Origin of the sequence: Alteromonas sp. S167 (assembly GCF_036864375.1) — a bacterium.
GTDB lineage: Bacteria > Pseudomonadota > Gammaproteobacteria > Enterobacterales > Alteromonadaceae > Alteromonas.
Map to the genome: position 1 here is coordinate 33,606 of NZ_JAZETR010000013.1, position 22,259 is coordinate 55,864.

22 protein-coding genes are annotated in these 22,259 nt (G+C 40.3%); 12 read left to right on the forward strand and 10 right to left on the reverse strand.

All coding sequences use genetic code 11. From position 1 onward, the window contains the following. Window positions 1–71: 71 nt before the first annotated feature. The gene (locus V7R35_RS16770; RefSeq protein WP_334016013.1) at window positions 72–323 is read right to left on the reverse strand and encodes a hypothetical protein; all 252 of its coding nucleotides are present in this window, start codon (window positions 321–323) and stop codon (window positions 72–74) included. Window positions 324–1,337: 1,014 nt separating this feature from the next. Between V7R35_RS16770 and V7R35_RS16775 the strand changes: the two genes are divergently transcribed. Further along, window positions 1,338–2,420, forward strand: a complete 1,083-nt coding sequence (locus V7R35_RS16775; RefSeq protein ID WP_334016014.1) for a hypothetical protein — start codon at window positions 1,338–1,340, stop codon at window positions 2,418–2,420. Between the two features lie 687 nt (window positions 2,421–3,107). On the opposite strand, the gene V7R35_RS16780 is transcribed toward V7R35_RS16775, so the two are convergent. Next, complete coding sequence (locus tag V7R35_RS16780) at window positions 3,108–5,204, reverse strand: hypothetical protein (RefSeq protein WP_334016015.1); 2,097 nt, start codon at window positions 5,202–5,204, stop codon at window positions 3,108–3,110. A gap of 465 nt (window positions 5,205–5,669) precedes the next feature. On the opposite strand from V7R35_RS16780, the gene V7R35_RS16785 reads away from it, so the two are divergent. Then, window positions 5,670–5,840, forward strand: coding sequence for a hypothetical protein (locus V7R35_RS16785; protein ID WP_334016016.1), 171 nt, complete (start codon window positions 5,670–5,672; stop codon window positions 5,838–5,840). A gap of 357 nt (window positions 5,841–6,197) precedes the next feature. Here V7R35_RS16785 and V7R35_RS16790 read toward each other — a convergent pair whose 3' ends face one another. Next, a complete protein-coding gene (locus V7R35_RS16790) occupies window positions 6,198–6,461 on the reverse strand; it encodes a hypothetical protein (protein ID WP_334016017.1) in 264 nt (87 codons plus the stop codon). 180 nt (window positions 6,462–6,641) lie between these two features. On the opposite strand from V7R35_RS16790, the gene V7R35_RS16795 reads away from it, so the two are divergent. The 4 genes from V7R35_RS16795 (at window position 6,642) to V7R35_RS17880 (ending at window position 8,191) form a co-directional block, all read left to right on the forward strand. Then, window positions 6,642–6,950, forward strand: coding sequence for a hypothetical protein (locus V7R35_RS16795; RefSeq protein WP_334016018.1), 309 nt, complete (start codon window positions 6,642–6,644; stop codon window positions 6,948–6,950). 497 nt (window positions 6,951–7,447) lie between these two features. Continuing rightward, window positions 7,448–7,681 (forward strand): hypothetical protein, encoded by a 234-nt coding sequence (locus tag V7R35_RS16800; RefSeq protein ID WP_334016019.1) that lies wholly within the window; start codon window positions 7,448–7,450, stop codon window positions 7,679–7,681. Further along, on the forward strand, window positions 7,674–7,919 hold the full coding sequence (locus tag V7R35_RS16805; protein ID WP_334016020.1) for a hypothetical protein: 246 nt from the start codon (window positions 7,674–7,676) through the stop codon (window positions 7,917–7,919). Before V7R35_RS16800 ends, V7R35_RS16805 begins: the two co-directional genes overlap by 8 nt. Beyond that, window positions 7,916–8,191 (forward strand): pyocin activator PrtN family protein, encoded by a 276-nt coding sequence (locus V7R35_RS17880; protein WP_438823486.1) that lies wholly within the window; start codon window positions 7,916–7,918, stop codon window positions 8,189–8,191. Before V7R35_RS16805 ends, V7R35_RS17880 begins: the two co-directional genes overlap by 4 nt. Window positions 8,192–8,490: 299 nt before the next feature. Here the strand turns inward: V7R35_RS17880 and V7R35_RS16810 are convergent, their stop codons facing one another. Together V7R35_RS16810 and fghA are read right to left on the reverse strand one after the other, a co-directional pair. Further along, entirely contained in the window at window positions 8,491–9,555 is a 1,065-nt protein-coding gene (locus tag V7R35_RS16810) for a hypothetical protein (RefSeq protein ID WP_334016021.1), read from the reverse strand. Between the two features lie 1,075 nt (window positions 9,556–10,630). Beyond that, window positions 10,631–11,473 (reverse strand): S-formylglutathione hydrolase, encoded by an 843-nt coding sequence (fghA, locus tag V7R35_RS16815; protein ID WP_334016023.1) that lies wholly within the window; start codon window positions 11,471–11,473, stop codon window positions 10,631–10,633. A 113-nt stretch (window positions 11,474–11,586) separates the two neighbouring features. On the opposite strand from fghA, the gene V7R35_RS16820 reads away from it, so the two are divergent. The 3 genes from V7R35_RS16820 to V7R35_RS16830 are packed head-to-tail and all read left to right on the forward strand — an operon-like array spanning window position 11,587 to window position 14,735. Further along, window positions 11,587–12,501 (forward strand): acyltransferase, encoded by a 915-nt coding sequence (locus V7R35_RS16820; protein WP_334016024.1) that lies wholly within the window; start codon window positions 11,587–11,589, stop codon window positions 12,499–12,501. Next, window positions 12,498–13,391 carry an acyltransferase gene (locus V7R35_RS16825; protein ID WP_334016025.1) on the forward strand — a complete coding sequence of 298 codons (894 nt, stop codon included), beginning with the start codon at window positions 12,498–12,500 and terminating at the stop codon, window positions 13,389–13,391. Before V7R35_RS16820 ends, V7R35_RS16825 begins: the two co-directional genes overlap by 4 nt. A gap of 3 nt (window positions 13,392–13,394) precedes the next feature. Beyond that, on the forward strand, window positions 13,395–14,735 hold the full coding sequence (locus V7R35_RS16830; RefSeq protein WP_334016027.1) for a mechanosensitive ion channel family protein: 1,341 nt from the start codon (window positions 13,395–13,397) through the stop codon (window positions 14,733–14,735). Between the two features lie 104 nt (window positions 14,736–14,839). Here the strand turns inward: V7R35_RS16830 and V7R35_RS16835 are convergent, their stop codons facing one another. Continuing rightward, window positions 14,840–15,031, reverse strand: coding sequence for a hypothetical protein (locus V7R35_RS16835; protein ID WP_334016028.1), 192 nt, complete (start codon window positions 15,029–15,031; stop codon window positions 14,840–14,842). Window positions 15,032–15,361: 330 nt separating this feature from the next. On the opposite strand from V7R35_RS16835, the gene V7R35_RS16840 reads away from it, so the two are divergent. Together V7R35_RS16840 and V7R35_RS16845 are read left to right on the forward strand one after the other, a co-directional pair. Beyond that, window positions 15,362–16,174 (forward strand): DUF2884 family protein, encoded by an 813-nt coding sequence (locus tag V7R35_RS16840; protein WP_334016029.1) that lies wholly within the window; start codon window positions 15,362–15,364, stop codon window positions 16,172–16,174. A 273-nt stretch (window positions 16,175–16,447) separates the two neighbouring features. Next, window positions 16,448–17,272 (forward strand): NAD-dependent epimerase/dehydratase family protein, encoded by an 825-nt coding sequence (locus V7R35_RS16845; RefSeq protein ID WP_334016030.1) that lies wholly within the window; start codon window positions 16,448–16,450, stop codon window positions 17,270–17,272. A gap of 126 nt (window positions 17,273–17,398) precedes the next feature. Here V7R35_RS16845 and V7R35_RS16850 read toward each other — a convergent pair whose 3' ends face one another. The 3 genes from V7R35_RS16850 to V7R35_RS16860 all read right to left on the reverse strand — a co-directional run bounded on the left by V7R35_RS16850 (window position 17,399) and on the right by V7R35_RS16860 (window position 20,128). Next, window positions 17,399–18,820, reverse strand: a complete 1,422-nt coding sequence (locus V7R35_RS16850) for a sodium-dependent transporter (protein WP_334016032.1) — start codon at window positions 18,818–18,820, stop codon at window positions 17,399–17,401. Window positions 18,821–19,017: 197 nt separating this feature from the next. Beyond that, entirely contained in the window at window positions 19,018–19,743 is a 726-nt protein-coding gene (locus tag V7R35_RS16855) for an SDR family NAD(P)-dependent oxidoreductase (protein ID WP_334016034.1), read from the reverse strand. Next, entirely contained in the window at window positions 19,733–20,128 is a 396-nt protein-coding gene (locus tag V7R35_RS16860) for a thiol-disulfide oxidoreductase DCC family protein (protein WP_334016035.1), read from the reverse strand. The genes V7R35_RS16855 and V7R35_RS16860 overlap by 11 nt, the downstream gene beginning before the upstream one ends. A 228-nt stretch (window positions 20,129–20,356) precedes the next feature. Between V7R35_RS16860 and msrA the strand changes: the two genes are divergently transcribed. Then, the gene (gene msrA / locus V7R35_RS16865; RefSeq protein WP_334016036.1) at window positions 20,357–20,902 is read left to right on the forward strand and encodes a peptide-methionine (S)-S-oxide reductase MsrA; all 546 of its coding nucleotides are present in this window, start codon (window positions 20,357–20,359) and stop codon (window positions 20,900–20,902) included. 96 nt (window positions 20,903–20,998) lie between these two features. Here the strand turns inward: msrA and V7R35_RS16870 are convergent, their stop codons facing one another. Then, the gene (locus V7R35_RS16870; protein WP_334016037.1) at window positions 20,999–22,120 is read right to left on the reverse strand and encodes a hypothetical protein; all 1,122 of its coding nucleotides are present in this window, start codon (window positions 22,118–22,120) and stop codon (window positions 20,999–21,001) included. Window positions 22,121–22,259 lie beyond the last annotated feature (139 nt).

Sequence of the window (22,259 nt, forward strand, 5' to 3'; positions counted from 1 at the left end):
TTTCGGCCTTCCTTGGCCGAGAGGACATAAACTTTTGTCAGAACACTTAGATAGTCGCTACTTTTAAATTGCTAGTAGAACTCAAAAAGCGCATAGCTCAGCAACCTGTTACCTGAAGACTCCCCAAAGCCGAGTTCTTGCTGATCAAAATATCTTTTTGCCCCCAAATAAATTTTCCAAAATACTCCGATATTGATAAGTGCGAAAACACATCCAAACTCAAGTAAATCTATGCTCGCGTAGTACAATAACATCGGCATACATACTGCTGTAACTACACTCAAAACAGCGAGTAAACACTTCATTGCTTTTGACTCATTCATTTAAATTCTGCACACAATATTTATTGAATAAATACATTAATGATTGAGCTTTCATAAGCAACTGTTTTTTAATAAGAGTCAGCTGACTGTATTGAAATGAAGTAAAGTTTTGCTATAAAAAGAGCACTTCTTACGAAGTGCTCTTTTCTCTTTTGTAAAAATCCAAAAGACGTCAATATGCAATTGCAGAACGAAACTAGCAAAGAATGGTTTTGCAATCAGTACCTCTACATCTGCTTAGAGGCATCTCTCTCGCTACGTTAACAAAGCCAGACTTTTATTTACGTAGCTCTCGATTTTTCGAGAGACCTGACGGAACAGCAGTTACCCAGTGTTCTATCTTTATATATGCACCTTTTGTGCGAAATTTTTTCATTGTTGCTTTAAAAAATTACGATTCATCGCAATTATTGATCCTCGAGACTCTAAGTGTTCAACAAGCAATACTCACAATTAACTCAACATTTGCTGCGTTGACTTCAAAAGTCGAGATTTTTGCAGCGCAGTGCCTACTTACAATGTGAGCATTTATTATCTAATTTGAGCGGCTTTTTTGTCTTTAAACTGAGGCGCGTTCAGCGACAAAGTTGGGGGAGCCGCAATTTTTTCGTACGCCCCAGCGTTAAGAAGTTGCCCCAGCAACGCAAAGATTGTGGGGGCTAGCCCCCGCCCGAGGATGCGCAGCGATTCCGAGCAACCTCGACTTGAAAGATGAATTGTCAGTTCGTGCGAAGAGGTGCAACCTCGCCCCGTACAACGCCAATTCACTGAAAGTGGTGGTTGCTCGGAGTCGCGAATGCGACGTAGGGCGGCTTTTCGTGCGCTTTTAGAATGTAGCTGCGTTCAGCAGCGGAGAGCTAAAAGCCCGAAAACCAAAGATATCGCAGTGCGTCCAGCACGAAGATATCGTACTCTTGTCTGGCTACACCCTCGCTTAAGTGAGGGTGTAGCCAGAGTTTGCACATCAACAGCCTAGTTATTTTTCAGTCGACAAATAACTAGGAAAGTAAAAATATGCAAAACCGCAAAAAGTTAAGTGGAGCAGCAGCGAAACAAATCTTCTTAGGTGAAGAAAATGAAGTAAATATTCTTTTCGCACTGGGAAAATTTGGTTGGCTTAGCCAAAGCCAACTTGCCATGTACTGCGAAACCAGCGTTCAAACAATACGACATGTACTAAGGCGTATGATGGCAGACAATCTTATCTGGACAGAAACGTATAATGACTCTCCTGGCGTTAAAGCTTTTGCACTCTCTCGCCGAGGGGCCTCATTGCTTAAAAATGATAAAAGAAGTGACTTATTAGAAAAAATCTCGACTTTTTATAAAGCTAGGGGGTTTTTAAGTAACTTCGAACATCAGTATCACCGGCACTTAGCTAATGAATTTCTCATAGCATTGCAATCTGAACAAATCGAGTTTGGAAATCACATAATCAACGGTATTAAATCCGAGCATGAGATTCAGGCAGTGAAAAATACTGCCAGCACAATTTTTCAATGCATCCCAGATATTTTGGCTATAACGACTGATATGACGTTACTCATCATCGAAATTGAGAATTCAAGTAGAGGCATATCACAACACGCAGGTAGTTTGACGCACTGGTTAGAAGTTTTTGCGGAAAAATATCAAAAAGAAGATTGTTATTCAGACACCCTTAGAAACTTATTCCGAGAGTTAGTAAATGTAGATGAAACCGGTAGCATCGTATGTCCGGACTTCGAAAATGTAGAGCAAATCTTTGTTTGTCGCTCCGAAGCTATCTTTAGAAATATTTGGCGCAAAGTGGAGAGAATAACAACGGCCTCACCTAACTGCCGCGAAAATATTAGTTACTTTGTCATGTCGGAGAAGCCAAAATGGCACAATATATTCGAAGGTATTGAACCACGATTTCATGACGAGCTTGAGACGAGGGAACTTGTCGAGCAAGGGGGTGAACGATATAAGTGCGCACTTGATAAGCGTATTCAAATAGTTAAACAACTAAACACCCTTGATATTTCTCGCTCACAACTAGCAAAACGACATAACATAAGTATAAGCACGCTTGACCGCTGGAGAAGAGAATTGCGTATGGCAGAGCATATTTGAATAATTCGATAAACAGGCTGAAACCTCACCAAAAAGACAGCTAAGAACGAAAGTAAATATGTTTTTTCTATCCTCTAGAAACACAGGTTTGTTTCTAGAGGGTACGAGTGCTTTTATGAAATATAAGAAATAAGCCGTTAGGCAAACAAAAGTTAATGGAAAACTTTGCAAGTGCGAAATTTTCATTAAGCTATAATAGAAGGAATAATGAGCAGAAAGCGTGATGAACGAAATTCAAATACTCGGAATTTACGTCGCCATTGGCGGTATAGCTGTTTTTGGCTTATTGATTAATCACCTAAAAAAGAAGTAATCTGACTTATGTCAAATTTTATAGACTCAATCGTGACGCTGTTGCCGATGGCAGTCATCTTCGGTGTTATCGTTGCAGTCGCTGTTTACATCATCAAACATCCTGAGAAACTTTAATAATAGGAGCTATTCATGCCAGCAGAAATTATTTTTTTATTGCCGCTCGCGATCATGATTTTTGGCTCGATTTACATCGCTAAAAATCACGCTAAAAAATAATCGAAGCTTCAATAACCACTTAACTTAACGAACTTATCAGCGCCACTGCGTAAAGGTCACCTACAGACAAGCAACGGACGTACAACGCCCGCATTTTCGGCTGGCTTGGGGCGAAGTAAAAACCAGTCCGACAATATGCGCCTGTTGGATCCTTTCTTACAGCGTTGCAATGTATTGATCACACTCTTCGATAACATACTGCGGTACTGTTTGATATTTTGCAGGGTTTAACTGATAAATGTAGTCATTCTCAATGTGAAACGCTTGGTTAATAAACTTCAGAACTATATCGTCATGATCTGCCCCTTTATTTCCTTCCGATATAATTCTGTATATGTGTAACTTTTCATAATTATTGCTGCACGAATTGTAGAGATCGATCATTGCAGAATTATCAAGTATTAATTGAATAAATTCTGAATAGTCAAAATCTGAAATATGCTGCTGAATTTCAGCTACTGCACCTAGTATCTCGTCTTCAGTCATTTCACGTGATGTCCCATCCTCAAATACTAGAGGCTCTTTTCTTCTATGGAGGGCGTTTGATACCAGCTGGTATGCCATTCCTCTTGAATTAAGAATTTCATATGTTCTACGTATGTATACGAGCTTGGCTACCAAGTTTGTATCAGTTGTAAGATTTGAAGAGTTAACATCAACAAAAGTCATAATGTCATCTTTCTCAATATCTATCTCTATTAGCTGACCGTTATTATTCTGTAGAAAAGAAGCGCTGGGCTTATCGAACCTGTCCGTATGATGATAAAGCATATCAACGATCGGCTCAAAATCGTGACTAAGCAATAAAACTGTTTTCCCCCTAAAGGATTTCTCCTTTTTGAATAACATCTCGATAATTGCATATTTTTTATTTTTGTCGAATGAAGAAATTGGGTCGTCTAAGACGATCAAATCGGGAACGCTCTTGACTGTATCAAACATAAATAGAACTAATGCAAAAGCATTTCTCTCTCCATAGCTGAGTACATTTCTGACACCAGAAACTTCTTCCGAATCAAGATCTTCATGAATTAGTTTTAGTTTATGTTTTCCTGATTCATCCTCAACAAGATCGACTTTGTATCTATATCCCGCATTACTAAGAAATGAGTTAATAGCTTTCTTATTTTCTTGTACCACCTTCTCAATATGCCGCTTTTGAATGGCTATTCGGCCCTGAAGTTGACCAGCTTTACCTATAAGCTGTTCTACGGAGTCATTTACTTTTTCAATTTTTGATAATGTTTCATCTGACTGAAGATGTGCATATAGATTTTGATCTATTTTGTATTTTCGTAATTCATCGATCACTTTATCAACATCTTTAAAAGTAAAGAATCCAATATTTTTAAGATGCTTAAACATGTCGTTAAGCCTATCGATTTGTCCTTTTACCTCAAGAAGATATCCGGTCTGTTCTTCCGTGTATCCGTCAACACTTGAAACGAAATTATTTATTATTTCTTTTGTTTGATCTGAAAAATATTTGTCAAGACGGTGAAATACTTGTACGAGTTTATTGAGGCTCTGAATTGATTTGGGATCGTAAACCTCACCAACGCGCTTTATTGTTTCTTTTACTTCCTTTACATCACTAACACAGTAGGGACAATTATCAGATTCTTCTATAAATTGCCCGCCATCGAGCTGCCATTTAACCCACTTTACATTGTCCTGTCCTTGGATGAAGTTCTGGTATATTTCGAGACCCTTCGGAATATTAGCTACTTTATTACCTCCCTTGAGAGCTTTAGCTATTGTGCTGGACCCATGCACGCCAGTCTTAGTAGGTTTGCCAAAGCTACTACTCAGCTCGTCAAAATCAACTATCAATGCCTCGATTTCATCGTCTTCTTGAAATTGGCTCTTTATTTGAGATACAAGCTCATCGATTTCTGCCATAACGGAGTCATATTCCTCATCTCTTATGAGAATTTCAAAGCTTCCTTTGAGAAGTTCGTCTGGCTGAAAAGCAAACTCATTAATATAAGACTCATCAAACACCTTAACGCTATTGATTGCTTCATCGCCTGTGATTGTTGGAACAATTGAGTCATCATTAAATGCCTTGAACGGCCTAAGTTCTGTAAATTCTTTAGTCCCATTGAGTCTTGATGAAACTGACTTTTGAATTGCTTTCGATATGGTACTCTTACCCGTACCATTGATTGCGTACTTTATATTCAGTATTCCTTCTGCAATCTTTATTAATCCATTATCAATGTTATTGCAGTTACTAATCTCAATTTCCATTTCACACTCCATTGTTCAAGCACACTTCATATCTAAAAGTTCATTACTGAAGGTTCATAGTACCACTCGTTTTTTCTGAAACACCATATTCCTATGCTTTCATATTAAAGAATATGAAATGACCATATTAATCACGGATAAGCCTAACGGCTTCAGAGGCTCCTTCAGACAAAGAGCGGTCGGACGCTAGTATCGATTCTTAGACATATGTCAGCCCCAAATGTGCAATTTGCAGTCATTCAGATTTAATGATTTGAACCACAGTTATATAAAGTTTACTGGTACTCATCGACAAAAAGGTTTAATAAATCAACCACCATTATGTTTATTAATTTGAAACCTTACTCTTTGGATATAACCATATTGACGTAATTTGGCTCAGTGCTATTCTGTTTTGCAAAATAATCACAGAAGGTCAAATAATACATGGGAATTTTTTCAAGTGGTAATACAGAAGGGCCAGGATTGACTTGGGAAGCACTTCGAAATGATGGAGCCAGACAAGCCTACAAGTTTACATTTAGAAGTAAAGTACCAGGGGGATGGTTGGTTGGTGCATCTTATACAACAGAAGGAATTGGGCTAACCTTTTTACCTGACCCAAATCACGAATGGGACGGTAATTCTTTAGATTGAGCCAACACATTATACGAATATATGTTTAAATTGGTGCGGTGATTTAGGGCACAGACCATGAGCCGCTCTACTTATTCGATGTCACAAATTAAATTTACGATTGAACTATTTCTTTATACCTTTCGCGTATCATATGCCTTATAGTGCCTACGGTCTGCTATTCGCTCACTGCACCAATTTTGCTAAATATTCCTGAATGGCTTGAATAAGTACACAGCTGCAGCTCAATAAAAAATTGTAACGCTGCTATTAGTGTATATACCTATCACGATAGAGCCGATCGGTAACCGCGCTCACTAAACTTGCAGAGAGCGAACTTAATATTCGCTTTCATACTAAATCAAAAACTATATTTTCTCAGTAAAAAGAATATTGAGGTTTATGTAGCTTTTCGATTAACGAAACGACGGGTTCAGCTTTCCATTCCTCTGGAATATTGTCTCTCAAGTAAGCTATCAATAAATGCTTTTGTTCATTTGAGTTTAGACTTGCGAAATTAATGTCACTATCGGCTTCAAATGACCTAAGAATTACAATTTCATACAGTATGAAAATCACTTCTTCTAGCGGATTTTTTGCCTGCTCAAAGTCAAACGTTAACTGTTCATTTTTCTTTTTCATAATCTTCCTTTTTTTACGTTGGTTTCTCAACTACTTAGTAACTGGCAGCGGAAAATCATTCTCTGTTTGAAGAAAGAAACATTACGCAGAAGATTAGACTAGCTAAATTTTTAATGGCATTAAATTTCCCCAACGCGGAGCTAGATAACATTGAGGTCAAAAAAATAGGAGATGACTGATATGTACACAGAGTATGGGCAGCACGACTGGGCAAACGAGTATATTGTTCTATTCGAATCTGAAGAGGAGCAAATTGTTCTTCATCGTAATATTTTAAGAAATGAAGAGTTTATTCTTTTGGTCGCAAGACAATCATCGGATGAAATTCCGAAAAGCGAGTATTTAATCGATTTCTGCGAGTATTCGAAGCTGCTCACACATGAGTTCAAAATTCGTTGCTTCCATAAAAAACAAGACAACTACAAGCTCTTTCAAGCCTTTTTTGGGCAAACAATGACTGAGTTCTTCAAAAGTATTGTGTCGATTTGACACATTCAGCTAAACTTTTAGCCAGCTTTTTGCTGGCTATTTCTATCATAGTGCTCTGTAGAGAAATTGTTTACAAAACACTCAAAAACCATCTTTTTAAATAATTATGTAAATTTTTTAAACACAAATTGAGTGGCTTTTTTATGTCTTAGATAGCTTGGTAAATAGGCTTCACCCGCCAGTAAAGCACAAATAACAGGCAGATAATTCTTATTTAGGTCGCAAGAAGGATGTTTTTTTATTTTTTTTTGATGGTTTTGTACAACTCTCGTTAAGTTAATGAAATACATACTAGAAAACACGCAAATTGGGTGTTTTATATGCTTTTTGAAGATCTTATCCAACGCACGTTAAGTAAATGAAATACATACGAGAAGACGCTCAAACAGGAAAACTGGTTGACGTTTTCATTTTTCTCGAAAGTTTGCAATACACTGTTTTTTAGATAGAAAATATATCTAGATTGATTAAACGCCACAATTATCTAGAGAGTTTTCATGCAAAAAATTGATGTTTTTTCTGCACTACTTTACGAATTCAAAACACCTCACGTTCCAGCGCTTGAGCTTGGCTGTCGCTTAACTGGATTAGCACAAAGACAGTTCAAGACGAAGCTGAAGAAGAACGATTTTGCCCCTAGCTTTCAAAGACTGTTTGACCAAGACAGAGTATGCCTTGATGAATTGGCCGAGGTTATTCTGCAACGAAGAAGTGAGCATTCTTATGAGTAATAAAATATCAACAAGCCAACTCGCGTTTGAGCTATCTGTACAATTTGGTGCAATCGTCAATATACAAGACCTCTCTCATTTCTTCGGCTTCAAGGCGAAACTTAATAGAGAACATATTGATGCGCTTAAACAGAAAGGTTTGAAGATCTTCAAGCTTATTGACTCGAATAAAGCACCTCACTTGGTGCTTATGCACGATTTTCTAGAATTTATAAAAAGCCAATCGGATGAGCAATGAGAACAAAGTCTGCGACTCACTTTTCAAATGATAAACAAAGGGAAATTTTGACAAACGCGTTGATAAGGCAATTCGGGACATGTCTTATCCCTTTGGAGGCATTATCGCTTGAGTTTTTCAGTGATAGCTGTGTTGCGTCCGCGATCGGCTACACAAAAGCGCTCACGAATGAGTCTTTTACGGCCTTCAGCTTCTATGACTCAACAAGAGCACCTAAATTTGTACTAGCGAATGATCTTTCTAAATATTTACTGTGGCCTGCTGACTTTTAATACTAAAAGTAAAAAGTTAATCACAATAAATTAAAGTCGTTATGCTAAAAAGTAGGATCAAACGCCATTGAAAAAATGATCTATTCAGTGCTAGTTGGTACACAGAAAATCTTAAACCTAACGATATAAGAGCTTTCTGGTAACCACTTCCACTTGCTCGCTTCTAAGGCTTCGAAAACGTTCGAAAGTTACTATTAATTAAACTACCTCATCAGCTCTCTCTTTTGTCCTCTGAGTAGAGCTTAGAGAAAGAATGACTTTTTCCGCTGACAACAGCTTTTCAATAATGTCTTATCTTTTTACAAAAAATCACTTAATTTAATATTATCGGGAACTTTGATACTTTTCATTGTTATCGTGTAAAACTTGTCTTCGCTCTTACTGTAAATTACAGGTATTACTTTATCTGCTTTTATCGTATATTTTTTTTCCATTGATGAAGAAGGTGAAGAAAGTGTTGCTGAAGTATATTCAGTATCTAAAGTAATATCATAATTATTGATTGCAACAAGAAAGAACAAGTAAAGCTCATATTTTTCTTTTTTCGCCTCAGATATCGGCACTTTTAACCCACCTTTCTTAAAAGTGTGTAATTCAAAATATGAATCACTTATATCAAAACTGAGACTGACCGAGCTTGAAGAAGAGCCATCTATCACACCAATAATAGACTGATAAGAGACATTTCCTTGCCTCTGGGTTTGTCTGGCTATCTTAAAATTAAACGGCTGAAGGTTTAGCCTATTATAGATAAATTTATAAATCTCTGAATCTGCATCGTAGCGAAGATTATTTACTGTGTAAGAACTACCTATAAGCATTATAGAGGGTATAAGCTCCTTTGCTTTTTGTACTTTACGAGCCTGAAACTCATTTGTTGATTCGTACTCGCCTTTATCAACCAAGGTGTGTACATGAACTGCCCGCCTTAATAGTTCATCTCCTTGGACTATATCAGCTTTTCTGAGTAAGCCCTGTACTTCACTAAAGTACCTCTCTGAATTAGCGTTATAGAGTTCAGCTAGTTTTTCACTCGTGCATGACTTGTATATTTGAGAGTTATAGACATTAGAAAATTTATATTCTTTTGGATGCTCGAATACTATATCAATCCCGAATTCGCGGTACGTGCTTACACATTCTAGAATTGCCGTACATGTGAATCGTGGGTTCCATTTTTCAAGAGCATAATCAAAGTATTTCATTCTACTTGGAGGGAAACCAAGGGCCGAACAATCCTCCGTCTCCTGCTCAGTATAGACTGGCATTTCTTTTGTAGATTGTTGTTGAGGAACAGTTTGAACAATACAACCAGTTATGCCAAAAAACAAAGTCGCGAATGTTAAAGCCTTCTTTTTTAGCATTATCTGAGCTTCCTGCCTAAATAGTTGACTATATTTGTATAAACCTACACTATGAAAATAATATAAGCTACTTAATCTAAAACTTACTAGCGCAGAATTTGGTTACACCTTGCTAACTTAGTATTATGAAAGTCGTGCTACGGATAAACTAAATTCTATTTTTGCTTTCGCAGTTTCCTTTGCACTAAATCATCCACTACTTGTTGATAATATTTCATATATAAAGAACTTCACGCTACGAAATAATCTGAACTAACAATATTGCGAAAACGAAAAACGGGCACTTTGTGCCCGTAAATCATTCCGGATTATTCGTCCTTCATGTAGCGTAAAAGAGTAGTCGCCGACAGCGCGAAAAAAAGCGATGCAGCCACACAAACACAGTGATAATAAAAGTAGTCATTATATTCTAAGTTAGCCTCGGTAATTGATTTCCAACGAAGCGCCACCGAAATGCATTCGTGTGCCCATGGAAATAATGTGAATGCGAGGAATATATAGCCTAGCCTCATACTAGAATTAGCAAACCTGATTAGTGTGTTGAACATTCTTTCTTTTGTGATCTTCATAATATTCTCCTGGTTGGTCCTAAAATTAGATAGGCTCGCCAAGAGAGAAGTTACTAAGCACATTCAAACGTAGAGCAGCGATTCGCAAATACCTTGCTACACACTAGCAATTGCAGCATTTCTCATTATAGTGGGTTATTAGTCCTCAAACGGGGGGACCATATAGGGGAATTGGGGTAAAGAGCTTTAGGTAAACGCTATATAAAACAACACTCGAAGCGATTCAACCAGCCCAATCCAGCATTGGAGCGACAGAAAATTTACGATTTAACTCAGTGATAGGCACGTTCAAACAACCTCAACTTACTTGGTATTAACACAGGCAACGCAGGGCATGCGTTTGCGAGCGGCGTATAGTACCTATGTTCAATAAAAAAACAATAAGGCAGGTTTAGATTTCAATGAGTAAACATATAGCACTATGAAACTTGACCAATTTTACTTACTGCCACAATGAAAAACCGAGGGCATTGCCTCGGCTTTTAAGGAAACAATGAAATAAAACGCTAGATAAGGCCCATGTGCCCTGCGTGGAACTCAAGATGCTCTTCTATAAAAGAAGCAATAAAGTAATAACTATGGTCGTAGCCTTCATGCATGTTCAATGTAAGCTGCGTTTCAGAACGTTGCGCAGCATGCACCAGAGATTGCGGCTTTAACTGGTCCTGTAGAAATTCGTCTTTTGTGCCTTGTTCTACCAACATAGGAATGTAGTGCGCTTTATTCGCAAGCAATAGGGATGCATCGTAGTCTTCCCACGCAGTTTTATCTTCGCCCAAATATAGACTAAGTGCTTTCTTACCCCATGGGCAATCGCTTGGGTTCGCAATAGGGCTAAACGCCGATACAGAAACATATTTATTAGGGTTTCGCATGCCAATAACTAGCGCACCATGACCGCCCATGGAATGGCCACTGATGGCTTTTTCTTTGGTGACTGGAAACTCGCGTTCAATCAAAGCAGGAAGCTCTTGTGTGATATAGCTGTACATCTTGTAATGCTTATCCCACGGCGCTTGCGTTGCATCAACGTAAAACCCAGCCCCATGCCCAAAATCGTAAGCACCGTTTTCGTCATCGGGTACATCATCTCCTCGCGGCGAGGTATCAGGTGCAACAATGGCCATGCCAAGCTCGGCAGCCAATTTCATAGCCCCTGCTTTTTGCATAAAGTTTTGGTCGGTACACGTTAGTCCAGATAACCAATACAGAACAGGCACAGGCTTTTCTGCCGACGCGAAAGGGGGAAGAAACAGTGCGAATGTCATCTCGCAATGCGTTGTTTCAGACGAGTGCGTATAGCGAAGGTGTCTACCACCAAATACTCTATTTTCGCCAACTAGCTTCATTCCAACTCCTTATCTTTAATTATTTACATGTTTATTGGTGATTCAGTAAAGGCTCTATCGGATTTTAGATCAAGTTCGTTTACACTAAGTGCCTAATTTTTGAGGTAAGTACAATGGTAAACGCTTTGCTGCATCATATTGTGGGCACTATTTCTGTCATCGTATACTTTTTCAATACTGTGTTGTGGTCTACCCCCATCTTTATTCTGGCAGTATTTAAACTCATTCCTATCGCACCATGGCGACGTTTTATATCTTATTTGTTAGATGCGTGTGCCACCGCATGGATTAGCGTTAACAATTTAAACCAACGAATTAGCGGCCGCACGTCGTGGCAAGTAAATGGCCTGGAAAAGTTAACCCGTAATGATTGGTACTTAGTGATAGCAAACCATCAGTCGTGGGTTGATATTCTTGTACTTCAGCGCGTATTTAATCGCAAAATCCCCTTTTTAAAATTTTTCCTCAAAAAAGAGCTTATTTACGTACCCATTCTTGGCCTAGCTTGGTGGGCACTCGACTTTCCATTTATGCGCAGGTACTCAAAAGCATTCCTAGCAAAACATCCTCATCTGAAAGGTAAAGATATGGAAACCACGCGCCAGGCGTGTGAAAAATTTCGTACAAAGCCTGTCAGTATTATGAATTTTGTAGAGGGAACACGCTTTACTGCTGGTAAGCATGCTAAGCAAGGGTCGCCTTTTGCGCATCTTTTAAAGCCTAAAGCTGGTGGCGTTGCATTTGTACTTTCGGCAATGGGCGACCATCTGCACAAACTTATTGATGTCACCATTGATTACCCACAAGGCGTTCCGTCGTTCTGGGATTTTGTAAGCGGGAAGGTGCGAAATATTCGAGTAAACATTGATGTTATGCCCATTAAAGATATTATGGAGCACGGCATTTTTAGCGATAAATATTTTGACGATCCTCACGTTCGTGAACGCTTTCAAGCGTGGCTTAATGAACGCTGGCAAGCAAAAGACAATTTATTAGACTCTCTCAACGCAACTCAGAAACCATTATGATCCGTGCAGTACTGGCTCCATTTATTTTCGTTATTCACACTACCCTTCAAATTGCTAATTTAGCGCTGTGGGGTGGGCTTATTATTTTACTTGGCCTGGTAAAACTACTGCTGCCTAACGGTCGCATTAGGACTGCTTGGAATAGCGTAATGCATGCCCTAATGTTTAGCTTCGGGCGCATCAGCGTGCTACTTATTCGACTGTTTAACAGCGTAGATATTGAGTGTGCGGTTCACGGCGAATTAGCTAAAGACCGCTGGTATTTAATTATTGCCAATCACCTAAGCTACCTAGATATTATTCTATTAATTGAGTTTGCCACCCATCGTATTCCTGCCCCTAAGTTTTTCTTAAAAAAGGAGTTAATTTGGCTTCCTTTCGTTGGGTTAGGTGCGTGGGCGCTTGATATGCCCTTTATGCATCGCTACACCAAGGCTTATCTTGAAAAATACCCAGAGAAAAAAGGCAAAGACTTAGAAACCACAAAAGCCTATTGTGAGAAGTTTAGAACGGTACCAACAACCGTGATTAACTTTGTTGAAGGCACCCGCTTCACTACAGATAAGCACATAGAAAAGCAAAGCCCTTATACGAATCTATTACCGCCAAAGGCTGGTGGCGTATCTTTTACGCTTGCCGCAATGGGCGAGTTATTTACCAATGTGCTTGATATTTCTTTGCTATATCCTGAAAACAAACGCCACCCAATGATGGCCATGCTTAGCGGGCGTATGACAAAAATCGTAATAGACGTTAACGTTACGCCGGTGCCAGAACTACAACAGGAATCCGCTAAAACCGAGTCAGAGTTTCGCGTGTATTTTCAGAATTGGCTTAACGGATTGTGGAAAAACAAAGACAACCGCATTAAGAATTTATTGGAGTCATAAGCTATGGAGATGAGCTCTTCTATACGCGATACCTTTGTTCATTACGTTAAAGATCTCTTTCCAAACTTAACCACGGAAGACCCGCTTTTTAATGTATTAGCGTTAAGTACAATACTTGTTGTATCAGCGTTCATTTACATTATTGCTAGGCTATTAATACGTCCTCAAATTGCTAACTGGGTATATAAGTCTAACAACCGTTGGGATAACGCCCTACAAGAACACGGTTTCTTTAGGCGTTTAATGCACCTCTTTCCTGCTCTGTTTATCTATATTGCTACACCTGTGCTGATAGAAGATGAAGCCGTGATGCACGGCGCCATTATAAAAAGCGCCCAACTTTATATGCTGTATAGCGGTGTTCTTGCAGTATATGCATTACTAAGTACGATAGAAGATGTGTACAACGCATCGGCACTGGCGCGTCGTGCTCCTATCACTGGCTTTATTCAAGTTTCTAAACTTGCCTTTGCCATCGTTGCTATTTTACTTAGCATCTCGCTTATTGTGGGCAAAAGTCCTTTATTGCTTTTATCAGGCTTAACCGCAATAGCTGCTGTACTGCTGCTTATTTTCAGAGACACAATTTTAGGTTTTGTTGCCGGTATTCAAATTGCTGCGAACCGAATGTTTAACACCGGTGACTGGATTTCGATGCCCAAGTACGAAGTAGACGGCGAAATTCTGGAAATAGGTTTAACCAACGTTAAAGTACAAAACTGGGATAATACTATTTCAACCCTGCCGACTTATAGTTTAACCACAGAAGCAGTAAAGAACTGGCGTGGCATGCAGGAGTCAGGCGGGCGAAGAATTAAACGTGCAGTGTATATCGATATACATTCTATTAAGCTTTGCGACAACAATATGCTAGAACGCTTGTCGGGTATTCGCTTCATTAATGACTATATTGAAAAGAAGAAAACAGAGCTTCGCGACTATCACCGCGATATGTCTATTGATGAGTCAGATTTGCTAAACAGCAGACGGTTAACCAATATTGGTACCTTTAGAGCCTATCTTGAGGCCTATCTTCGTAAGCACCCCAATATTAATCAGGACCTTACGTTAATGGTACGTCAACTTCCGCCGAATGAACTTGGGCTGCCACTGGAAATTTACTGCTTTAGTGCTGAAAAAGCGTGGGTAAAGTACGAGAAAATACAGGCTGATGTATTTGATCATGTGATGGCTATGCTTGCATCGTTTGAGCTAAGGGCTTACCAAAGAGACGGCCACCTATCGCTGTTAGCTCAGCGTGAGCAGTATCTTAAAGAAGAGCGCGCGAGTCATAATGAAAACAAGCTTAAAGGTGACAGTGAACAAAGCGCTGACGCGGATTAGTTACATTGCATCTCGTCGCACTTTGTTTTGAACAGATATTAAGACACAAAAAAACCGGCTCAAAAGCCGGTTTTTTTGACGTAAGTTATGTACTAAGACAAAAGTTACGCCAAGGCATAGGCCATAAGCATACACACGATCAAACCGGTAACACCAAAGAAACCGTATTCAATTTTCTCTTGCATGCCTTCTGCACCTGCTTTCGCAGTCATTAAGCCCATAACGATGCTGCTTAGCCCCAGAGTAAAGGCAATTAGCGCAACACCAAACATAATTGCATTAATCCAATCAGCCATTTTGGTACCCCTAAAAATAATTGGCGGTATTATGCACCAATAAAAATGTTTTGAACATGCTTGGGTTTAGTTTAATTAGCCAGAAATCGCCACAAATTCATCAAAATTGATCTTGGTCAAATTTGCTACTAAATCACTTTTTTCGCTAAGTATTGAATAAACCTTAAATTAAACAGTCGCATAAAAAATCGCAAACCATTGATTTTATTGAACAATAAATAATGGCAAGCGCATTGCAAAATCAAACCTATCAACACGCTCCATTGCCACCCGCGGTGTGATGTGGTTCAAGAAAGCGTTGCTTCGTCAATTTTGATTAAGGAAATAACAATGTCGAACAAATTATTGGTTTCAGCTGCAGTAGCAAGTGCTTTACTTAGTGGCCAAGCAATGGCCCACGATACACACTTTCAGAACAACAGCTGTGATGTAGAGCTTGATGGTCACATTCAATATTACCAAGGCGACCTAACCGTTAAAATGGACAGCGGCAACGTAGTGAAAATTGACCAGTACTATAACCTAACGCTAAACGGCAAAGACGTAGCGCTAGATAGCGAACAGCAGCGCTGGGTAACCGAATACTACGACAGTATCGATATGGCAATTCCAATGACACTTACTATCGCAAGTGAAGGTTTAAAAATTGCCAACGTGGCAGTAAGCGAAGTATTTACCGAACTGCTTGGCGACAACACCATGGACGATGATTTCCAAGCACTGTTTACCTCATTAGAAACTAAGTTATCAACTTCTTTCTATGACGATGCCGGCAACCTTCGTGTCGACTCGACTGAGTTTGAAGAACCAGGCTGGTTTGATGAAAGCTGGGAGCAAGAGTTTGAAGCAGAGTTAGAGTCGCTAGTAAGCGAATCTATGGGTCGCATTCTTATAGCACTGGGTACTCAAATGCTGTGGGAAGGTGGTGATATGTCAGAATTTGAACAGCGCATGGAGACGTGGGGCGAAGACTTGGAGTTTCGTCTAGAGTCTCAAGCAGCAGCACTTGAAGAAAAAGCTGACGCGCTTTGTGAAGTGCTACAAAAAGCTGATTACGCCGAAGGCCAAATGCAGGCAACAATTTCAGGTCTAGATGATTTGAACTTGTTAGATATGGAAAGTCACGGTGAGATGCGCATGTAATAATGCTTAACGCTTACTGTGGTAAAGGTCTGAAACTAAGGCTTTCACCACGGCTTATTTCAAGGAAGCGGACAGGTTAAAGCGAAAGCAGAAAAATACAGCAGAAAATGGACAAGCCGAGTTGGTAAAACAACTCGGCTTTTTTGTGCGTATATTCATTGCAGCAACAAGGTATTAGTTAGGTTATGCTTAGGCACAATTGTGTTTTAAACGACTATACGTCTTAAGCGGCTTTACGCTTTTAAACGAAAATGCTTTTTTGGAGAGAAGAGAGTGCCGAACAAATTAGTAATTAGCGGTTACGGGTGGTTAGCAGGCTATTTAGCCGCCAGCGTTAAGGATGAATATAGCTTGGTTGCCACTTCCAGAAGTGAAGACAAGGTAGGTGCAATTAAAGCACAAGGTATTGAGGGTGTTCAGTTTACTTTAGGCGACACTACTAGCGTGCTCACAAAACATTTAAGCGGTGCCACATTCGTTATTAACATACCTCCAGGTCGCAGAAGCACTAACCTTGAAACTTTCACAAAGAACATGCTGTCGCTCATCGATGATGCTATTGCTGCGAACGTATCGCACATTGTATTTATCAGCACAACTTCAGTATACGGCGATGCAACTAGCAATAGAGCCAGCGATATAATAACTGAAAATTCGCCTACTTCACCTGAGACGGCATCGGCTCATGCCCATGTGACAATAGAAAACCGTTTATTAACGCTAAGCGAAAAAGTTAAGGTGTCAATTGTGCGCTTAGCCGGTTTAGTGGGTCCAGACCGCCACCCCGCAAAATCGCTCAGCGGACGAGATATCAGTGCCGGAAATAAGAGAGTAAATTTGGTACACATTCTCGATGTGGTTGAGGCACTAAAGGTTATTATCACAAAACCCTTATCGAACAAGGTGTTTCAACTTTGCAGTTCTGCACATCCAAAACGCGGAGACTACTACGTTAAAGCGGCACAAGCGTTTAACATTCCCGAGCCCACGTTCAGTGATACAGAATTAGCGCCTTGCGGAAAGGTGATAAATGCTGAGAAAAGCTGGAAGGAAGTAGGCATATCGCCGACTTACGCAGACCCTTACGATATGTATTGACGTAATGTAGTCAACTGTTCGATTTTTGGGTTAATCAAAATTGATTGATCAAAAAAGGCGGTCGCGCATGTTGATGCTACCGCCTTTTTATTTACTTAGTCTTGTGCGTACTGGGATGCTAAAAGCTTAGCCGAACACACTAAAACCGAAATATTTAACCGCAACAGTATTAACAAAAATAACCAGCAGAATTAGCGGTATAAATGTTTTCAATGAAACATCCACATACTTTTCAAACCAGCTGCCTTTGTAACCATCACTGCCTTCTTCCAATGAGGCATTAAAGTTAGCACTCTTCCAGCGATAAATTACAAAGATACAAATAAGTAAGCCATTAAGTGGCAAAATAGTCTCGTAAAATACGTCGATAATCACGTCAAACAGCGACTTATCAACACCTGCATAATGCATAAACTGTGTAAGGAACTCTACTTTACCGAACGATAGCGCACTTAAAATTGCTAGCACGATCATGATGCTACCCAGTGACGCCAATGCCCATTTACGACTAACGCCTTTCTCATCCATAAGTGCTGCAACAGGTACTTCAAAGATAGAAACCAAAGACGTAATTGCTGCGAAGAACACCAATAAAAAGAAAAGGCTAGCAACAAAAGATGCCCCTAAATAACCAATTGAGTCTTGAAGCGCTAAAAAGATATTCGGCAAGTATGTGAATATCATGCCCACTGACGACTCGCTTAACTCGTCTGGATTTATCTCGGGATTAAACGAGAAAATAGCAGGCAAAATCATAAGGCCAGCGGTAAACGCTACCGCGGTATCAGTTAGCGCAACTAGCTTTGCTGAAGTCGGAACGTCTGCGCGTTTATCAATATAGCTTCCGTAGGTAATTAAAATACCCATACCTAATGATAGCGAGAAGAAAGCCTGTGCAAGCGCGCCGTTAACTACCGAGGCAGTAAGCTTAGAGAAGTCAGGTACTATGTAAAACTCAACACCAGCCATAGCATTTTCACGGGTTAGAACAAAGATGACCAAGCCAAGTAACATAACGAACAAGGCAGGCATCAGCAGTTTAGCGGCTTTTTCAATACCCTCTTTAACACCACCCTGTAGTATTAGGTACACCACACCAACTACCACTGCCATATACGCAAATATTGAAGGCGAGTTGATAAAAATGCCGAAGGTATCTGGGTTGGCAAGCTTATCTAAATTACCGCTAACAGCTTCGAACAGGTAACCAAAAATCCACACGGTGATAACCATGTAGAACACGGCAATCATAAAAGGTGTGGCTATAGCCAACCAGCCTGCTAGTTTCCATTTAGGACTTTCGTTACTAATAGCGCTGTAAGCACCAAGTGGGTCTTTCTTCGCATGTCTGCCCACCGACATTTCGGCAAGCATTACTGGCAAACAAATAGCGAAAACGAAAATGGCGTACATCAATAAGAATGCACCGCCGCCATTTTTCGCAGCACCTACAGGGAAACCTACTAGGTTACCAATCCCCACTGCAGAACCCGCTGCAGCTAAAATAAATCCTATGCGCGATCCGAACTGTTCTCTGGCCCCGCTCATATCCCTTCCTCTTGTTGAGTTATTGTTATTAATTATCGGGATGGCGTTAAATGAAATGACTCACTTTGGCGTCAACGCGTTGTATTGCAACCTCTTCAGGCATATCAATACGCTGCACCATTCCCAAAAATAGCATGGTAACAGCAGTCAAATAAAAAGTCTTGATGTTGAGCCGACAGAAATGTGGTCGGACCGTATCACCAGGTTACCACTTCGCCATTCCAGTCTATAAAATGACAAACTTGCTCTCTATCTAGTGATGCAACATGGGTGATTAGCTGACTTGCCGTAAAGTCGGGGGTAAATAGCTTTTTTGCGGCCACATTTTTTTGAAACGGCTTCGACAACGACGTATCAACCGTACCAGGGTGATAACACACTAGCATTGTATCTTTCAATCTACGCTTATATTCAACCGACGCCGTTTTCATCATCATGTTAAGCGCAGCTTTTGACGCGCGATAGCCGTACCAGCCACCAAGGCCATTATCGGAAATACTCCCCACCCTAGCACTTAAACAAATAACCGTAGCGTTGTGCTTATCCATTACGTTTACAAGCTGCTTGACCCACAGCGAAGGAATAATGGTATTAACCGCAAAGTATTGTGCCATCGCTTCTTCGGAAATATCTTCTAAACGCTTTTCGGGGTGGATACCTGCATCGTCGTTATGTAAAAAGCCTGTGGTGATGACAACGGTGGAAAGCGCAATTCCTTCACTTTTTAAACCTTTTAGAAATTCAGAGATGGCGGCGTCGTTTTGCGACTTCATGGAATGAAGCGAAACGTTGTTTGGCATGTCCGAATCAATTTTGGTCGCACGGGTAACCGCATAAACATGGTCGCTGTTTTGTGCGTACTGTTTTACAAGTGCTTGACCTATTCCGCCACTTGCACCAACGATAAGTGTATTATTTGCCATTGGGTTCTCCTGGAATACAGCGGTCGCAAGTGCGTTTTTTACCTGTCAGTAAAAATGAGATGGTATATCGGTGCTTCGCAAAAACGTTGTAAAACATGTCTGCGAAAATGCGAATAACGGGCCAACGCAGTGGAGCATAAACCCATCCCATGCCAACTGCTTTCCAAGCTTCGTGGGTTACATCTAGACCAGTTATTAACGTACCATCGTCTCGTAAGGCGTGTATCCGGGCATTCAAAGCATGCCAATCTAACGTGGGATACTGAACACTAAAGTCTGGGTCTTGTATATCAACCAATTTAAGGCGCTGATGTTTATCTCGCTTGCGCAGGTGATTCATCTCTGCCATGCACAACGGACAATAACCGTCATAAAAAATGATCAAAAAACTACTCCTGAATGAGGTTACCAACGTACGATTCATATAATTTAGCGCTTTATAATAATGACGGATCTTCGAACTTATTTGCGCCGCGCATGAATAGCTATAGGTAATTCCCACTACATTTGTGAATTTGTTATGCATTTATACGCTAAAAAAACTAGGTTGGATGACTTGAGTTGTAGCTCACCCACACCCACACTACAGCCATATAGTTAGCGAGGTTTTAACATGGCAAATTTACAAGTAGCAACGCTTGCGGGTGGATGCTTTTGGTGTATTGAATCGGCTTTTAATAGCGTTGATGGCGTTGAAAAAGCGATTTCAGGTTACGCAGGTGGAGACAAAGCTGATCCAACCTACGAAGAAGTATGCAGCGGCAACACAGGCCATGCGGAGGTTGTGCAAGTAACCTTCGATGCAGACAGCCTTTCTTATCGCGAGGTACTTGAAATTTTCTTTGCACTGCACAACCCAACCCAGCTTAATCGCCAGGGTAACGACGTGGGTACACAATATCGTAGTGCCGTTTTTTATCACAATGATGCCCAAAAAGCTGAAGCTGAGAAAATTATTGCCGAAATTACCGAAGAAGAGATTTGGCCAGATCCTGTTGTTACCGAAGTTGTCGAAATAAACAACTACTATGACGCTGAAGATTATCATCAAGACTATTTTAAAAATAATCCGCAGAACCAATACTGCGCAATGGTTGTGGCGCCAAAGTTGGCGAAGTTCAAAAAGACATTCGCATCGCGTCTTCGAAGCGATGCCTAGCACAATTCAAATAAGCATAAAAAAGGGTTGCCTCGAGCAACCCTTTTTAGTTTTTTCTGATTCACTTAACCAAACCTAAAAATGCTGTTAAGCACGTTATTCAAACCACTTACTGTTGATGGTAACGGGAAACAATAAAGGTGCTAAGTCTTCGTAGCGTTTAGTATCAGCTTCGCAAATGGCGTTTTTCATATAATTCTTTTCCCACGGATCGTTAATAATCCATAGCGTATCGCCTTCAACAATTAAGCCTTCCATAGACGCGTTATCCATTAAATATTGTCCACACGCCTCGCCGCCATTTACCTTAAAAGTGACAGGAATGCGTTTTGTGTCTTTATCACCGCTGATGTCAATAATCCACAGTTCATTGTCATTGCGCGCTGCTGCGATAATAAAGGTGCCTTGTGCGCTATCACTGTAAAGTGCCAACCCGTTAATAGGATGGTTGCCAGCGCTAAATGTTGGCAATATTAAATTAGGCTCTTTCACAGGGGCAAAATCGCCGGTAGACCAGAAGTTGTCATCGATATTTAAGGTAAAAATACGTGGCTGACCGGCTTTGTCTTTTTCTAAACCAAGGTACAGCGTGCCGTCTTTGTCCATGGTAAGACCTTCTATGCCATCGTTTGGAAAATTACCTACTTCAAGAGATGAAGCAAATTGCAAAGGGCGAACATTACTTACCTCAACACGACCATCATCAAGACGTGTAAGCTTAACAAGTAACGTTGGGTAGTCAGTCGACCCCGTTTCTGCAAATTTAGCTTCGCAGCGCGTGCTCAAAGCGCCCGTGCGAGTGGCATCTTCGGTTACCGTGTAGATAACATCAGGATTGCGTGGGTCTACAGCCAGTGCTTCTAGGTCAGGCTGGTCGTTTAAATAGTTGTAAAAACAACTTCTTCTTACCGATGATGCAAAGTGAAAACGCGGTGTTGAACTTACCAAATGTGAATTTGATGGATTTATCATATGCAGCTTGAGTTGCTGAGATGATTCAGCACTGGCGTCGGCGATAGTAGTCAACATGCCATCAAGTAAAACCAGCCCTGACGTTTGAGGGTCAAACATGACGTTACCTTCAGCATCAACAATCCATTCACCGACCGTGGTAGTAGCAAGCAATTCTTTTTCTGGTGTGGTCACAGTTTCTGCAGATTTACTGCATGCTGAAACGCATAACAGCGCACACAGAGTAAAGACAATTTTATTAAACATGAATTCGCTATACCTCGGGAGTTATCAATTTATTGTCAATTTAAAAAGTCATGTAGGTTTACAAGCGAGCATTGATCTCGTCTTGAAAACAAAGCATTTAGGTAGTCAGTATTTTACGTAGACAACGCCCTACATATAA

What these genes read in the sequence shown, in the direction of transcription:
- V7R35_RS16790 (WP_334016017.1), bottom strand. Translation starts at nt 6,461, where the DNA reads ATGAAAAAGAAAAATGAACAGTTAACGTTTGACTTTGAGCAGGCAAAA.
- V7R35_RS16840 (WP_334016029.1), top strand. Translation starts at nt 15,362, where the DNA reads ATGTCGAACAAATTATTGGTTTCAGCTGCAGTAGCAAGTGCTTTACTT.
- V7R35_RS17880 (WP_438823486.1), top strand. Translation starts at nt 7,916, where the DNA reads ATGAGAACAAAGTCTGCGACTCACTTTTCAAATGATAAACAAAGGGAA.
- V7R35_RS16810 (WP_334016021.1), bottom strand. Translation starts at nt 9,555, where the DNA reads ATGCTAAAAAAGAAGGCTTTAACATTCGCGACTTTGTTTTTTGGCATA.
- V7R35_RS16805 (WP_334016020.1), top strand. Translation starts at nt 7,674, where the DNA reads ATGAGTAATAAAATATCAACAAGCCAACTCGCGTTTGAGCTATCTGTA.
- V7R35_RS16800 (WP_334016019.1), top strand. Translation starts at nt 7,448, where the DNA reads ATGCAAAAAATTGATGTTTTTTCTGCACTACTTTACGAATTCAAAACA.
- V7R35_RS16830 (WP_334016027.1), top strand. Translation starts at nt 13,395, where the DNA reads ATGGAGATGAGCTCTTCTATACGCGATACCTTTGTTCATTACGTTAAA.
- V7R35_RS16855 (WP_334016034.1), bottom strand. Translation starts at nt 19,743, where the DNA reads ATGGCAAATAATACACTTATCGTTGGTGCAAGTGGCGGAATAGGTCAA.
- V7R35_RS16780 (WP_334016015.1), bottom strand. Translation starts at nt 5,204, where the DNA reads ATGGAAATTGAGATTAGTAACTGCAATAACATTGATAATGGATTAATA.
- V7R35_RS16770 (WP_334016013.1), bottom strand. Translation starts at nt 323, where the DNA reads ATGAATGAGTCAAAAGCAATGAAGTGTTTACTCGCTGTTTTGAGTGTA.
- V7R35_RS16775 (WP_334016014.1), top strand. Translation starts at nt 1,338, where the DNA reads ATGCAAAACCGCAAAAAGTTAAGTGGAGCAGCAGCGAAACAAATCTTC.
- V7R35_RS16835 (WP_334016028.1), bottom strand. Translation starts at nt 15,031, where the DNA reads ATGGCTGATTGGATTAATGCAATTATGTTTGGTGTTGCGCTAATTGCC.
- V7R35_RS16870 (WP_334016037.1), bottom strand. Translation starts at nt 22,120, where the DNA reads ATGTTTAATAAAATTGTCTTTACTCTGTGTGCGCTGTTATGCGTTTCA.
- V7R35_RS16820 (WP_334016024.1), top strand. Translation starts at nt 11,587, where the DNA reads ATGGTAAACGCTTTGCTGCATCATATTGTGGGCACTATTTCTGTCATC.
- msrA (WP_334016036.1), top strand. Translation starts at nt 20,357, where the DNA reads ATGGCAAATTTACAAGTAGCAACGCTTGCGGGTGGATGCTTTTGGTGT.
- V7R35_RS16850 (WP_334016032.1), bottom strand. Translation starts at nt 18,820, where the DNA reads ATGAGCGGGGCCAGAGAACAGTTCGGATCGCGCATAGGATTTATTTTA.
- fghA (WP_334016023.1), bottom strand. Translation starts at nt 11,473, where the DNA reads ATGAAGCTAGTTGGCGAAAATAGAGTATTTGGTGGTAGACACCTTCGC.
- V7R35_RS16825 (WP_334016025.1), top strand. Translation starts at nt 12,498, where the DNA reads ATGATCCGTGCAGTACTGGCTCCATTTATTTTCGTTATTCACACTACC.
- V7R35_RS16795 (WP_334016018.1), top strand. Translation starts at nt 6,642, where the DNA reads ATGTACACAGAGTATGGGCAGCACGACTGGGCAAACGAGTATATTGTT.